Genomic DNA, 14,207 nt, shown 5'->3' on the forward strand with positions numbered 1-14,207 from the left:
GCGGTCTTGGGGGTTTCCACCAAACTAAGCGGTGCAAGCAAGGCGCGTTTTGCGAGACAGTCCGTTGCGGGGGTTCCCCCCGTTATAGGAACTGTCGAGGTTGAGTAAGAATCTTCTTACTCAAAAGCCGCCGCCCCATGAGCGATATGCGAAGCGGTATCCGTGATAGACTGCTTCAAGAAAACGTAGTCTATTCAACTGAAAACGGCTGTAAGTTATCTAAAGTAAAAATTGCAATAATAATGAGCCGACGCTGCCCATAAACTTGCCTATATGTCCCATGCCTCCCTCTTGTTCGGCAACGTTATCTTCTGCTTCTTTAATTAAAGCCATTTTTTGCTGAAAATTAGTCGCCGTTTGATAACCTAACTGATGCTTTTGTTGTTTAAACAGCTTAGCAGCTATTTTAGTATTTTGTTCGGCTTCTGCTCGACGATCAAACTCATATTGAATAATCGCTAAACCCAAGTAAGCAGGTGCTAATTCTGGATCGAGCTTAATTGCTTTACGATAATTGGCGATCGCACCATCATAATTGCCTCGTTCGGCTTCTTGTACTCCCCAGCGATGAAATTGTTCGGCAGAAGCAGCGGTTAGTGAAAGACCCTTGATACCTTCTAAATAAGCAGAATCTAAATCTACTTCGGCTAAATTAGCATTACCGACGTAAGCATTTCTTAGATCTGCCCCGGCTAAGTTTGCGCCAGTTAAATTTGCTCCTGTTAAATTTGCGCCATGAAGTGATGTCCCAGTTAAATTAGCACCCTGAAGATTTGCCCCGGCTAAATTTGCTTGACTTAGATTTGCCCCTGCCAAATTTGCTTGAACTAGATCGGATCCTGTGAGGTTAGCCTGCACTAAACCAGCATTAGTAAGATCACATTGAGCGCATTTTTTACTACTTAAAAGCTGGTTTAGATCGCTCAAGCTTTCTGCCTGAATAGGTATAGATATAGCAATAGTAATTAAGGTAGTTATTCCGGTTAATAGTAGCGGTTTCATAGGCTTTAAAATAGAGCAAAGATTTCGCCATTCTAGCCTCTATGTTCTAAATCAACTTGGTTCAGATTATTTTAAAAACTCACTACTTAACTTTTTGGATCGAAAGCATCCCTAAGTCCATCACCAATATAGTTAATACTAAGCACGGTTAAAAATATTGCCATTCCTGGAAAAATTGCCATGTAGGGAGCAGATTCTAGATAATCTTTAGCATCAAATAACATTCTTCCCCAGGTAGGGACATCAGGAGGGAAACCTAAGCCTAAAAAGCTAAGGGTAGACTCGGTGATAATCGCGTTACCAACTGCGAGAGTAGCAGCAACAATAATGATGCTGAGAACGTTAGGAAACAGGTGAACCCAAATTAACCTACTCGGTTTAGCACCGATCGCTTTGGCTGCGCTGACAAATTCCATCTCTCTTAGTTTTAAGAAATTACCTCTAACTAACCTTGCTACCGACATCCAATTTAAACCACCGATCAACAGCACAATTAAAATAAACACACCTAATTCTGCGCCTACGAGCTTTTTCATGGATTCACGAAACAAATAAACAATGAGCAGCAATAAAGGTAACTGAGGTAATGCTAAAAATAAGTCGGTAATTCGCATCAATGTCCCGTCAACAACACCGCCATAAAATCCAGCGATCGCCCCAATAATTGTCCCCAGAAATATTGTCACCAGCATCGAGGCCACGCCAACGGTTAAAGATACTCTTCCCCCTTGTAAAATCCGCGCTAATTGGTCTTGTCCCAAAGAGTCAGTTCCCAAAGGATGCGACCAGCTAGGAGGCGCAGCCGATGCTAAAAAGTCAATTGTGTCCACGGGAGTTGTATAAAGCCAAGGAGCAAAAACTACCGCCAAAGTAATAACTGCCATAATAATTAAGCCAAAAACAGCAGAGCGATCGCGCTTAAATTTTTGCCAACTATCTAGCCACAAATTGCTTTGAGCTTGCTTAACAGAATCCATATCCAAAATACCGCTCGATCATTAATCTTCTAAAATTTATCTTGAATATAGCTGTACACATCATTGTACATAAAAGCTGAAAACGCTTTTTTTTGTCCACCATGCAACTTTAATACTTAACTCTGGGATCGAGTGCTGCATAAACTAAATCCGCGATCAAGTTAAATAGCACGATGAGAATGGCGTAAATAAATGTGATTGCCATGACCACCGGGGTATCGCTGCGGTAGATCGACTCAATTAATAATGCGCCGATACCTGGTACGCGAAAAACCTGCTCTGTTACCAGCGCACCAGTAAAAACAGTGGGAATATCTAAAGCAATTAGGGTGACTACGGGAATTAGAGCATTACGCAAGAGATGATTTTTAATTACGGCAAATTTACTCAATCCTTTAGCTAAAGCTGTTGTAACGTATTCTTGTTTCAATTCATCTAAAAATGCCGAACGAATAAAGCGCATCAAAATCGCTGCATGATACAAAGCCAACACAGATATGGGCATAATCGATTGTTTAACTTGAGCGATCGCACTTTGCCAGTCTGTTACCTGTAGGGTGCTATTGAAGATAAAAGGAAACCAACGAAGCTGAACGCTAAAAATAATAATAAAGAGTAAACCTGTAAAAAAAGGCGGAATAGAAAATCCTAAAAAGGCGATCGTGGTGATTATTTGGTCTATAGTTGAGTAGCGTTTAATAGCCGAAATTATTCCCAAAGGAAAAGCAATTAATAAACCTAAAATATAGGCAGAACCGACGATGAAGAGAGTAGTTGGTAAACGTTGCCATAATAATTGTGATACGGGGCTTCTACTATTAAAAGAGTAACCCATATCTCCTTGAATAAATGAGCCTAGCCACTTGAAATAACGAATGTAAGCGGGTCGATCTAAACCTAATGATTTACGGATGTTTTCTCTAACTTCAGCTGTAATAGCAGGATTAGAGGCAAATTCTCCTAAAGGGTCTCCTGGTGCTAATGATAGTATGGCAAAAATAATCATACTGATCGCGACTAAAGTCGGTATCATTGCTACCAGTCTTTTAACGAAAAAATGCTCCATGGTAAATATATCGTAGTTTTTAAAGCATCAATTTACCATAGTTATTTTTTATAGATAAAATTATGTCTGCGTAAGTAAGGATATAGATCGTTTCTAAGCGCAGACATTTTATACCGTCTTAAGGCTGCGGAAAATAAACCTGTACTATGGTCAAAAAATCCCTCAGTGGTTGAGCCGTATTTTCTCCTCTGGATAAAAAAATTAATTATCAGGAGCTAGAGCAGTTACCAATCCATAAAACCAACAAACAATATTTGTTGACGATACCAAATTGATTATTGACATTTATCTAAAATTGTCGATTTAAACGGCTGAAAGTGTTGGTTCTTCTAAAGACGAAGATTTTGCGGGAGCATGAGCTACGGTGGAAGGATCTTCAAGCCCGACATCGCTACAGTGAGGTTCAATACCTAAACCTCTTCTGGGGTAATCTTCACAGATTTTTTGATATTCGGCGATCGCACTATCTAGTTCTTCACGAGTTAAGGAGTTGAGATAGCCACATTGACCAATTTCACCTTTGGGTAGTGGTGCAGCCAAATTACCACCGCGCTTCTGGACGATTTTTACTTGTGATGACCACAGGGTTTCGGTTTTGAGCATAATATCGTGCCAGAGACTTAATCCAAAGGAACTAATTAAGCGCATAATTTTCTGGAATTGCTCTTCGCTAATCCAGTCTAGGCGATAACTCAAATAAGCTCCAAAGCCCATGCCAATCGAAACGGCGTGTCCGTGTAGTAAACCAGCTTCAATCTCAAATCCAGGCGACCAAGTATGACCATAGGCGTGAGGACGACACTGATGAGTCTCATAAAGATTGTCGTACTCCGCCGCTACATAACTCCGTAGAGCAGCTCCTAAAATCTTTTGGGATAGGTCGTTGATTTCAGCTTCTGGTTGGCAATCGACCGTACCAAAACGAGTTTCAATGAGCCGTGGTCCAGCCTGTTCCAAATAGTTAAATAACTCGGCATCTTTGGTTACTGCCATTTTGATGATTTCAATGATGCCGTGACGCAACCATCCTTCTCTTAAAGTTTTAAAGAAATAGCGATCGGTAATTGATAGCACGGGTGGATGATAAGCCCCAAAAAGATTTTTATAGCCAAAGCCATCACAGCAGGTTCGAGGAGAAGGTCCTGCATCGATACCTGCCACAATTGAGGTAGACAGCATTATATATGGGGTGTTGCGATGATATAAAGCACAGGCTAGTCCAGCGGTATCGGCAAGCACGCCACCGCCAACTATCAATACAGGTTCGTTGCGAGATACCCCTAAACGCTTGAGATCGCCGAGCATTTTTTCAACCGTGTAGATCCCTTTATCTACTTCCATGGCACGGTATACTAGCTTGTCTAATTCAATACCATGATAATCAAAATAATGCTCGATCTGTTCGCCATAGTAACGCTCCACATTTTGATCTACTAAACACACGCAGCGTCCATGAGAGACATACATATCTCTTAAAATCGATTGTTCATGATTAAGAGAGTTGTCAATAACTTTAATTGAAGTAAAGGTGCTAGACCTCATCACTGCTTCAATGGTTTGGTCATCTGCGGTACTTTCGACATATCCACGGCTTTCACGATAGTTAGAAGTTGGATATATGGCATGAGGGTTGGACTCAACCAAACGTTCCGCTAAATCTCGATAAAAGTCTTGGTCTGTGCTGTTTAATAAGTAATCGAGCAGTTTGATTTTGCCAACTTCAGATGTGTGTATTTTATTAGCAAACGTATACCATTCTGCGCCAGCAGCTCGATCAAAAGCAGCAATAAGCTCTGCCAATAGACCAAAAAAGTTACTCAGAGATAGATTGAGGCAACTCCGAAGCTTACGACAGGCTGATAAACCTTCCACTGCTTCTGCCGCAGCAAACTCTGACCCTAATTCTTGGGAGAAGGCCGGGCTTTCAATTAATGAAAGAAGTAAGCTTCTAAATTGCTCGCTACAACAAATATTTTCTACGGCGTTGTCGATGTTTTGATACGCCAGAGGCTCACAGTCATGCATGGAGATAAATGCCTTAACTGCTGAGGAAGTCTTTGTCATTATTAATTCCGAAAAAAAGGTATGTGCAAGATTATTTAGGGTTGTGTAAGTCCCTGCTTAAATTAAATTAACATGATTGTTCAAAAAAATTAACAAAATTTTACGAAAATACTTTTTGGATGCAGATCATGATATTAAAAAACACAATTTTAATGCTTTTTCATCTACAGCAAATATTACTCGATTCTTAAAATTGCGCTCAAAACAATGTCCAAGCAAGACTGCACTGCAATAAAAAAGCAGCACAATGTCAAGCACCATAGCTATATAAGAGATTATTTGAGGAATAATCAAGAAAAATTATAAGTAAATGTTAAACACCTATTATACATAGTAACTATAAATCATCTATTGCTGACAAATTTATCCGTATATTCAACGAAATTAATTTGAGCGATCGCCTGTTGTTCAGACTGGTATTGAGATAACGCTAAATTTTGCTTTTAAGATCTAGCTGTAAAAACTGATATCGATCTGAGTTGGGGTCTAATTTAGCAATGTAAGCAAGCTGTAGTTTGCCAAGGCGATCGCCTGTTGTTTAAACCGAAATCTACCAGTCGCACCATTGACCGAAAAATCAGGGTTAGTCATAAAGCTTCTGGATTATTTTTTTCTAGATCTAAAGCCGTTTGAAATTTGCTTTGAGCGATTAAATATACTCTAAAAGCTTTTTAGTTAATAATGGTTGAGCTTTTGTCCACCTCAAAACTAGCTGAGAGACTAGCTTAGGATTATCAGCTAAATCGAGTGCGCGCATATATTGCACAAATTTATTTAAAGACTCTAATAGCTTTTTATGGTATAAATTTTGCTTCATAAAATTTCCGAATAAGAATTTTTTTATACTTATATCGGAAAATACTTACTTGTGAGCAATTTTTGGGATTGAATTATTAAAGATTGTTATTAAACAACAATTGTTTATAAATTATAACTAGATGCTTGTAGGCGAAACATTTCAGCATACAAACCATTTTGGGCGATTAATTCTTGATGTGAGCCAACTTCAATAATTCGACTGTTTTCCAAAACTACAATACGATTAGCTAACTGTACAGTAGAGAAACGGTGACTGACAAAAAAAGTCATTTTACCTGCGGTTAATGCCCGAAACTTGGCAAACAATTCATATTCGGCGATCGCATCTAAAGCAGCCGTTGGTTCATCTAAAATTAGGATTGGTGCATCGGTCATAAACGCTCTTGCCATACCAATTTTTTGCCATTGTCCGCCAGAAAGGTCTACTCCTCCCTTGAACATTTTGCCTAAACGAGTTTGATAACCTTTCTCTAGGGTTTTTACCACACGATCTGCCCCAGAATCTAGGGCTGCTTGTTCGATACGTAGCTGGTTTTCGCTTTCTGATAAATTGCCAAAGCCGATGTTGTCTTTAGCACTGAGCTGATAACGGGCAAAATCTTGGTTTAATACCCCAATATTAGTGTGTAACTCAGACAGCTTGATGTTTTGTAGAGGTATACCGTCAATCGTAATTATGCCCGAATCGACATCGTATAGTCTGGTAAGCAGCTTTAGTAAAGTAGTTTTTCCTGCACCATTTAAACCGACTAAAGCAATACTTTCTCCTGGATCTATATCCAAACTCAAGTTACGCAGCGTGGGTTGGTTTGCCCCTGGATAAGTAAAGGTGACATCTTTGAGCGATAATCCTCGTTTAATTGGTTGTGGAAAAGACTGCGGATGAGTTGCGTTGGTTACTTTGGGCTGAAGATTGAGAAATTCAAAGTATTGCGAGACATAAAGATTTGATTCGTAGATTCTCGCCAAATTTTCGAGTATTGAAGGTAATAGCTGTTGCGCTTGGCTAAATGCCCCCGTATACATCGTAAAGTCGCCGACTGAAATAACACCTGTAATGGCTTTAATCAATGTCCAACCGTAAGCAATATAAAACCCACTGTTAACCAAGATGCCCGACAAACCCCGCATTCTGGCATACTCAGAAGCGATCGCCGCCGACTTGGCGTTAAAATCTGTCCGAATCTCTGCCCATTTGCCTAATAAATGTCTGCCAAGATTAAACAAACGCACTTCTTTAGCAAAACTAGGATCGGTTAAAACCCGTTGAATGTAGTCAGATAATCGGCCGCTTTCCGTCTCCAAGCGCATCATCCAAAACCGCCTCCCTGAATAAACAATGCTCGTCCAAAAAGCAGGAAGGGTAGTAAATACTAACAAGGGGATGATTGCTACATTAAACTGCAATAGCAATCCTAGTAAGCTAACTAAAGTAATTGCCTGACCAAATAAATCCGTAAACAGCTTAAGCACTCTCACAGGGTAGGTACTACCGCTATTTTGAGCGCGAGTTAGGGTGTCATAAAATTCTGAAGATTCAAAATGAGCCAAATCTAGCTGAGTAGACTTTTCTAACAAAACGTAATTAGCATGAAGCACCAAGCGATCGTTAAAAATCTGCGCTACGTAAAGATTAATCTGATTGAAAATTCCTCCCAGTAAACTAACTCCAAAGCGCGCTACCACCAAGATTATTAATGGTCGCCAGACAAAATCAGCATTACCCCAATTAGCAATCACCATATCGACAATTGTTTTATCGATCAACAAGATCAAAGCTGGTATCAATGACTGAAAACCCGTTACCGCCAAGGATAAAAATAAATAAACTGGAGTAGCTTGCCATACCAGGCGCAACAGCAAAGCAATATTAATCAGGATGTCTTGAAATCGTCTGCTCGAAGTCGTCAAATTGTTCTTCAGTCTTTGGTTTATTTAATCTAGCTCATTTTTAGATACATCATAAATCTAGTTGCTTCAGTCTTGATACACAATTGAAAATAGCGAATGCCAATTAAGCAGCACTGTCGAGACTAAAATGAAGATTGAGCATAATTTAAGCTTTATTTTTAGATAAGTGCTGATACTAATCTCCCCAGCTAAAACCTTAGATTTTGAAACCCCTGCGAAGTGCGATCGCTTTTCTCAACCAGAGTTTTTATCCGATACCCAAGTTTTAGTCAAGCAACTGCAACAGTTATCGGCGGTAGAAATTACATCAATTATGAAAATTAGTGACAAACTAGGCGAGTTAAACGCATCTCGTTATCAGACTTGGCAGCCATCTTCCGATAACACTAATGCTAAACAGGCTTTGCTAGCATTTCAGGGAGATGTTTATCAAGGGATGAATGTCGATCGCTTTGAACAACAAGACTTTGACTTTGCCCAAGAGCATCTCAGGATTCTATCAGGACTATACGGAGTGCTGCGACCATTAGATTTAATTCAACCCTATAGACTAGAAATGGGGACAAAGTTAGCGCATTCCAACCTAAAAAATTTATCTGCTGATACTCTCTATGATTTTTGGCAGGACAAGTTAAGTCAAGCGATCGATCGACAATTAGAAAAGTTAGACAGTAAAATTATCGTTAATCTAGCTTCCCAAGAATATTTTAAAGCAGTAAAACCGAAGTTACTCCAGGGAAATATTATTACTCCCGTGTTTAAAGATTGGCAAAAAGATAAATATAAAATAATTAGCTTCTATGCTAAAAAAGCTCGCGGCATGATGGCAGCATATATTATTAAACAGCGCTTGAAAAAGGTCGAAGATCTTAAAAATTTTAGTGAAGCTGGGTATAGTTATAGTGCCGAAATGTCAAAAGATAATAATTTAGTTTTTATTCGCTCATCATAATACTGCTTTTTAAAACTAGATCTACAAGCCTAAATAGTTAAATTAAATTGAAGATATCTGCTTTGTGCATTGATATTAGGTAATATTGTGTCCTTAGCTTTAGTGATTTTACTGATTCCCACGAATACTTGGTACAGAAGAACTCAAGGTTTATTTGCTGAAGAAGTAGCCAAACAATTAATCCGTGAAGCATTAACAGACAAGGATTTTGCTCGATCGCAACTAGAAGACGAGGATACTTCCGCAAGATAAAAGTCCTTCGCGGTGTGAGTCGCAGCTTCTGAAGCAAACAAGAGAGTGGTTCTTTACGTCGCGCCGCTTATTCCATCTCAGGTCAAGATAGTTGACAATCTCAGCAGGTATATATTTGAGCGATTCCAGTAATATTATCAGCACCGTATCCCTGCTCGATCGCTGTCAGATAAATTTGTTGTGTCGTTTGTACTAGCGCCATTTTTGCATTATTTACTTGGGCAGTTTTCAAGGCGTAACTGAAGTCTTTTTCTACAAGCTCAAATTGTTTGTTGTTTCTTTTGGCTGGGTTTAGATAGCGCTGGATTTTTAGAAGTAAGCAGGGGAAAGTATCTGAAGTATTTGTGAGCGGGCGTACTATTATTTCTAATGCTATTGGTTTAAAGGAATGTGCGATCGTCGGAATGGGAATAGCACTGCTTCTTCACTGGTTAATTGAGCGAGAAATTGAGGCTGGTAAACTAATTAAAATATTGCCAAACTATGAAGTTACTGCCACAGTTTTTGATACTTCAGCTTGGCTTGTCTATCCCTGTTGTACCTATCTCCCGCTTCGGGTTAAGGTTTTCATCGATTTTTTTAAACAACACTTTCGGCTGGTTAAATAATAGTAATTTAATAATATTACCAATGAGCCTTTTGTCTAACTTACAGTTAATGAGCCAATATAATCAATTGATGAATCAGAAAGTTTATCAAGTAGCTCAACAGTTGGGCGAACAAAAAATTCAACAAAACCAAGGAGCATTTTTCGACTCGATTTTAGGAACTCTAAATCATATTTATGTCGCAGATGTGATTTGGCTGAGACGGTTTGCCCAGCATTTAAAACAATATCGAAGCTTAAATAAACTACCAGAATTGAATAGCTATCGAGCATTAGATCAAACAGTCTCCAATAACCTAGAAACTTTGGCTCAGCTCAGGCAAAAATTAGATATGATTGTGATTGATTGGTGTCAAGAAATTGAGTCAGAAGATCTAGAGAGTAGTTTGCCATACACCGATACCAAAGGAAAGCAATACAAGAAAAACTTTGGGCAACTAATACAGCACTTTTTTAATCATCAAACTCATCATCGAGGACAAATCTCTACTTTAATCAGTCAGCAGGGATTAGATTTGGGAGTAACTGACTTATTGATGATTATTTGTGAACAGTAAAGTTATATGCTGATATATGCTGAAAAATGTTGAGACAAGAATTTACGTGCCGATCTACAGTAACTCATGATACCAAATATTGAAGCTATTTCTGTAATGCCCAATGGCGACAAACCAACCTATTTACTCGTGGTGTTACATGGTTGGGGAGCTAATTATCAAGACTTTGTTCCTTTTGCTAAAGTGCTTAACCTGAATGGCTTTGGCTACTTTTTCCCCAATGCGCCCTTCGACCATTTTCAAGTGCCAGGTGGCAGGGCATGGTATGCTCTGGAAAACCAAGAATTTACGGGTTTAGCCCAAAGCCGCAAGTTATTATTCAATTGGTTAAACTCTCTAGAAGCCTCTACAGGAGTACCGCTTAATCGGACAGTTTTAGCTGGTTTTTCTCAGGGAGGAGCAATGACGTTAGACGTCGGCTTAACTTTGCCTTTGGCTGCTCTATGTAGCTTTAGTGGATATTTACATTACCAACCTCAGCCAAAAGAAGAACGGGTTTTTCCACCCACTTCGATTATCCACGGCAAACAAGATTTTGTAGTACCTCTACAGGCTGCTATCAAAGCTAGGGATGAATTAACCAAGATTGGCGTAAATGTGCAATATCACGAATTTGATATGGCTCATGAAGTTCAAGAACCAGCGATCGCACTGTTCAAACAGTTTATAACAGATCGGGTTATCGAGCGGCAAAATTAGGGCTGAATTATTGCTCATATAAAATCTGTTCAAAACAAAATTGTCCTACCTCAACCAAAGCCGTCTCGGCTTTTTGATCTGTTGCCGCAGCTGCGGTTAACCGTTGAAATTCCTGAAGATTGTATTGCCGTTCAAACTCGTCGATTGTGCAATCACACAATCTTTTAGCTTCACCTTCCTCTAATCCTTCTTCCAAAGAGGTTTGGATACATTCTTGATTATAATTTTGAACAAATTCTGCTGGGTATTGATTTGCTTTTTGAGCATTAACAGTTCCCTCGGCAACTGCCATCCCACCGGTAGCGAATAAAGATAAGCTTAATAAAGAAGAGTAGAAATGTTGCATAGCGATCGCAATAGTTTTTTTTGGCTAGACTTGGTTGAATTTAACAGTTAATTATCTATTCTTTTAGCTGTTGATCTTAAGCAAAAGTATTTAAAAGCTAATAACTAGTAAGTTAAATCAGATGAGACGTAACTAATGATCGATAGTTCCCAAATCAAACACAAAGCGATCGATATTGGATTTCATTTAGTTGGTATAGCAACAATAGATAACCATCAAGACAAGGCAGCAGAACATCTGCAAAACTGGCTGGCTTTAGGCTACCAGGCTGATCTGGCTTGGATGGCAAACCCAAAAAGAGCAGATATTCGTGCCTATATGCCTGAAGTGCGATCGCTAATTTCTGTGGCTCTGAATTATTATACTCCCCACCAGCATTGCGATCGTCCTGAAATTGCCAAAATCTCTCGTTATGGCTGGGGCAGAGATTATCATAAAGTCATGGTCAAAAAGCTCAAGATTCTGAGTAACTGGTTGCGATCGCAAGATGAATCTATTCAGGCTCGTTATTCGGTAGATACTGCCCCAATTCAGGATAAGGTTTGGGCGCAGCGCGCGGGTTTAGGCTGGATTGCCAAAAATGGTAACCTAATTACTCGTAAATATGGCAGTTGGATATTTTTGGGAGAAGTTTTGACTAATTTAGAACTAACTCCCGATCTACCTCATACCAGTCATTGTGGTACCTGTACGCGCTGTTTAGACGCTTGCCCTACTGGTGCGATTGTTAAGCCTCATGTGGTCGATGCCAATCGTTGCATTGCTTACCATACAATTGAAAATCGTGATTCAGAATTACCCAAGGCGATCGCCGATAATCTTTCGGGATGGGTGGCGGGGTGTGATATTTGTCAGGATGTTTGTCCTTGGAATCAACGTTTTGCTCGAGAAACGGATGTTGATGATTTTCAGCCTTACGAGGCTAATCTTCAGCCACAGCTAAAAGAATTAGCCGATTTAGATGAAGCAGAGTGGGATCGGCGTTTTCGCGCCTCAGCCCTCAGAAGAATCAAGCCAGATATGTGGCGACGCAATGCTCGTGCTAATCTGAATAAAGAGAAATAATTGTTTTTATTTGACAAATATTATAATTTTTACTGACTATAATTGACATAATTAATTACCCCTATACTGAAAATTCAATGACTGCTAAGGTAATTTTATTTGACTTTGATGGTACTGTTGCTGATACTTACCAAGCGATCGCCAATATTACTAATCAATTATCAACTGAGTTTGGTTATAAAGCATTAGATTCAGAAGAATTATTATTAATTAAAAATTTAAGCTCCCGCGAAATAGTTCAACGTTCAGAAATATCCCTATTTAAATTACCTTTTTTAGTCCGGCGGATTCGACTAGAATTAAGCAAAGAAATTGCTGAATTAGAGCCAATTGTCGATATAAATCAGGCTTTATTAAATTTAAAAAATCAAGGCTATGTTTTAGGTATTGTCACTTCTAATCATCAAGACAATGTCGAGATATTTTTAGCTAAAAATAAATTAAACCATTTATTTCGCTACATATACTCTAGCACGGGTATTTTTGGTAAACATCGAGTAATTAATCAAGCAATTAAAGAACATGCATTAAATAAATCTGAGGTAATTTATGTTGGAGATGAAACTAGAGATATTAGATCGGCTAGAAAAAGCCGTATCCCTGTGATTGCTGTAAGTTGGGGCTTTAATTCTGCTCAAATTTTAGCGGAATACCAACCAGATTACGTGGTAAATAATCCCTCAGAATTATTAGATGCGATCGCACTTTGGCAGTCTCAGCGAGCAAAAACTACAGTTAATTAATTTTTTAATTTTTACCGATCTATAATTACTTATTGACGTTAAAGAAATGTAATCAGTCGAGGCTTCAAGTAATTTTCGATGGCAGTAGGTCATAACAATCCTCAATTCTTATTGTTTGCGCAACATGGATGGGCTGATACAGGTAATTGCCTAGGCAGATTCGCCAAAGCAGCAGCCAATCCTGAGACGATGATTATTGCACCTAGCTTGGGATTAATTAAAACTTTTATTAGAATTGAACCCTTAATTAAACAATTAGAACAAATTGCCACCGCAGCAATCAACAACTATCCTGATATCCCAATCAAAATAGTGGGACATTCTATGGGTGGTTTAATGTGGTTAGAAGTATTAAATCGTAACCCTCAGTGGTGGCAAAAAATTCACTCCTTAATTTTACTTGGTTCTCCTGTGGGCGGTTCAAATATAGCTCGGATCGTCGATCCTTTGAACATTGGTATCGGTACAGCCAGAGATTTAGGTAAGAATCGCCGTAACATAGCCGAAAAAATTGCTCGACAAATTCCGACTCTTTCCGTCGCTAGCGAAATTGGTATGGGTACTGATGGTTTAGTAACTGTGGAAAATACCAAGTTTGACTTTAGTAACTGGCTGCTAATATCTGGTATTCCGCACAACGCGATGCGATATCATCCCGATATGATTGCGATCGTGCAAAACTTTTGGGCAAATCCCCAATTAGGTTTACCGCCGCAAGAAGATCTTACCAATCAGTTTATTCGACGCTTACGTTCTATACCAGGAATGACTGATACCAGCTATCATGATTTTAAGCGATCGCAAATTATTGCTAGTTTTCCTGATGACAATACTCTCCATACCTGGAAAAACCCTTTAGGAGTCAATCATGTGTATCTTGGCAAGCAACAGCAATGTCTTTACGCTGGCTATGTTGGTTTAATCCACGCCAGGGGTTTACGTCAAGTAATCAAAGACATTCAAAAACATACTTCTCAAAACATCTAAAGATTTTTACTCCATTTACTTGACAAACTTGGGTAAGGAATTGCTATACTAACTTTGTTGTAAAACGTTGGGGTGTCGCCAAGTGGTAAGGCATCGGTTTTTGGTATCGACATTCCTAGGTTCGAATCCTAGCACCCCAGTTTAAATACAGTATTTTTGA

Annotated in this window: 15 protein-coding genes and 1 tRNA gene; 9 read left to right on the plus strand and 7 right to left on the minus strand. The window is 39.1% G+C overall.

Features of this window, described 5'->3' with window-relative positions; translation table 11 throughout:
- Positions 1 to 219: 219 nt before the first annotated feature.
- From V6C71_06700 to V6C71_06725, 6 genes are all read right to left on the minus strand, one after another.
- The gene (locus tag V6C71_06700) at positions 220 to 1,002 is read right to left on the minus strand and encodes a pentapeptide repeat-containing protein (protein ID HEY9768185.1); all 783 of its coding nucleotides are present in this window, start codon (positions 1,000 to 1,002) and stop codon (positions 220 to 222) included.
- 86 nt (positions 1,003 to 1,088) lie between these two features.
- The gene (locus tag V6C71_06705; protein HEY9768186.1) at positions 1,089 to 1,979 is read right to left on the minus strand and encodes an ABC transporter permease; all 891 of its coding nucleotides are present in this window, start codon (positions 1,977 to 1,979) and stop codon (positions 1,089 to 1,091) included.
- Between the two features lie 109 nt (positions 1,980 to 2,088).
- A complete protein-coding gene (locus tag V6C71_06710) occupies positions 2,089 to 3,045 on the minus strand; it encodes an ABC transporter permease (GenBank protein ID HEY9768187.1) in 957 nt (318 codons plus the stop codon).
- Positions 3,046 to 3,348: 303 nt separating this feature from the next.
- Positions 3,349 to 5,109: a sedoheptulose 7-phosphate cyclase gene (locus V6C71_06715; protein ID HEY9768188.1), complete on the minus strand. Its 1,761-nt coding sequence runs from the start codon at positions 5,107 to 5,109 to the stop codon at positions 3,349 to 3,351.
- Positions 5,110 to 5,758: 649 nt separating this feature from the next.
- Entirely contained in the window at positions 5,759 to 5,926 is a 168-nt protein-coding gene (locus V6C71_06720) for a hypothetical protein (GenBank protein ID HEY9768189.1), read from the minus strand.
- Positions 5,927 to 6,030: 104 nt separating this feature from the next.
- The gene (locus V6C71_06725) at positions 6,031 to 7,839 is read right to left on the minus strand and encodes an ABC transporter ATP-binding protein (protein HEY9768190.1); all 1,809 of its coding nucleotides are present in this window, start codon (positions 7,837 to 7,839) and stop codon (positions 6,031 to 6,033) included.
- A 166-nt stretch (positions 7,840 to 8,005) separates the two neighbouring features.
- Here V6C71_06725 and yaaA point away from each other — a divergent pair, with 166 nt between their 5' ends.
- The 5 genes from yaaA to V6C71_06750 all read left to right on the plus strand — a co-directional run bounded on the left by yaaA (position 8,006) and on the right by V6C71_06750 (position 10,906).
- Positions 8,006 to 8,791: a peroxide stress protein YaaA gene (gene yaaA, locus V6C71_06730; protein ID HEY9768191.1), complete on the plus strand. Its 786-nt coding sequence runs from the start codon at positions 8,006 to 8,008 to the stop codon at positions 8,789 to 8,791.
- Positions 8,792 to 8,878: 87 nt separating this feature from the next.
- Positions 8,879 to 9,043: a hypothetical protein gene (locus V6C71_06735; GenBank protein HEY9768192.1), complete on the plus strand. Its 165-nt coding sequence runs from the start codon at positions 8,879 to 8,881 to the stop codon at positions 9,041 to 9,043.
- Positions 9,044 to 9,387: 344 nt separating this feature from the next.
- Positions 9,388 to 9,651, plus strand: a complete 264-nt coding sequence (locus tag V6C71_06740; protein HEY9768193.1) for a LysR substrate-binding domain-containing protein — start codon at positions 9,388 to 9,390, stop codon at positions 9,649 to 9,651.
- A 22-nt stretch (positions 9,652 to 9,673) separates the two neighbouring features.
- Positions 9,674 to 10,207, plus strand: a complete 534-nt coding sequence (locus V6C71_06745) for a DinB family protein (GenBank protein ID HEY9768194.1) — start codon at positions 9,674 to 9,676, stop codon at positions 10,205 to 10,207.
- A 66-nt stretch (positions 10,208 to 10,273) separates the two neighbouring features.
- Positions 10,274 to 10,906: a dienelactone hydrolase family protein gene (locus V6C71_06750; GenBank protein HEY9768195.1), complete on the plus strand. Its 633-nt coding sequence runs from the start codon at positions 10,274 to 10,276 to the stop codon at positions 10,904 to 10,906.
- A gap of 7 nt (positions 10,907 to 10,913) precedes the next feature.
- On the opposite strand, the gene V6C71_06755 is transcribed toward V6C71_06750, so the two are convergent.
- The gene (locus V6C71_06755) at positions 10,914 to 11,252 is read right to left on the minus strand and encodes a hypothetical protein (GenBank protein HEY9768196.1); all 339 of its coding nucleotides are present in this window, start codon (positions 11,250 to 11,252) and stop codon (positions 10,914 to 10,916) included.
- Between the two features lie 135 nt (positions 11,253 to 11,387).
- Here V6C71_06755 and queG point away from each other — a divergent pair, with 135 nt between their 5' ends.
- The 4 genes from queG (at position 11,388) to V6C71_06775 (ending at position 14,187) form a co-directional block, all read left to right on the plus strand.
- A complete protein-coding gene (queG, locus tag V6C71_06760) occupies positions 11,388 to 12,317 on the plus strand; it encodes a tRNA epoxyqueuosine(34) reductase QueG (protein HEY9768197.1) in 930 nt (309 codons plus the stop codon).
- Positions 12,318 to 12,394: 77 nt separating this feature from the next.
- On the plus strand, positions 12,395 to 13,060 hold the full coding sequence (locus V6C71_06765) for an HAD-IA family hydrolase (GenBank protein ID HEY9768198.1): 666 nt from the start codon (positions 12,395 to 12,397) through the stop codon (positions 13,058 to 13,060).
- A 78-nt stretch (positions 13,061 to 13,138) separates the two neighbouring features.
- Positions 13,139 to 14,047 (plus strand): alpha/beta hydrolase, encoded by a 909-nt coding sequence (locus V6C71_06770; protein ID HEY9768199.1) that lies wholly within the window; start codon positions 13,139 to 13,141, stop codon positions 14,045 to 14,047.
- Positions 14,048 to 14,115: 68 nt separating this feature from the next.
- Positions 14,116 to 14,187, plus strand: a tRNA-Gln gene (locus tag V6C71_06775).
- The last annotated feature ends 20 nt before the right edge of the window (positions 14,188 to 14,207 follow it).

The organism is Coleofasciculaceae cyanobacterium (assembly GCA_036703275.1).
Lineage (GTDB): Bacteria > Cyanobacteriota > Cyanobacteriia > Cyanobacteriales > Xenococcaceae > Waterburya.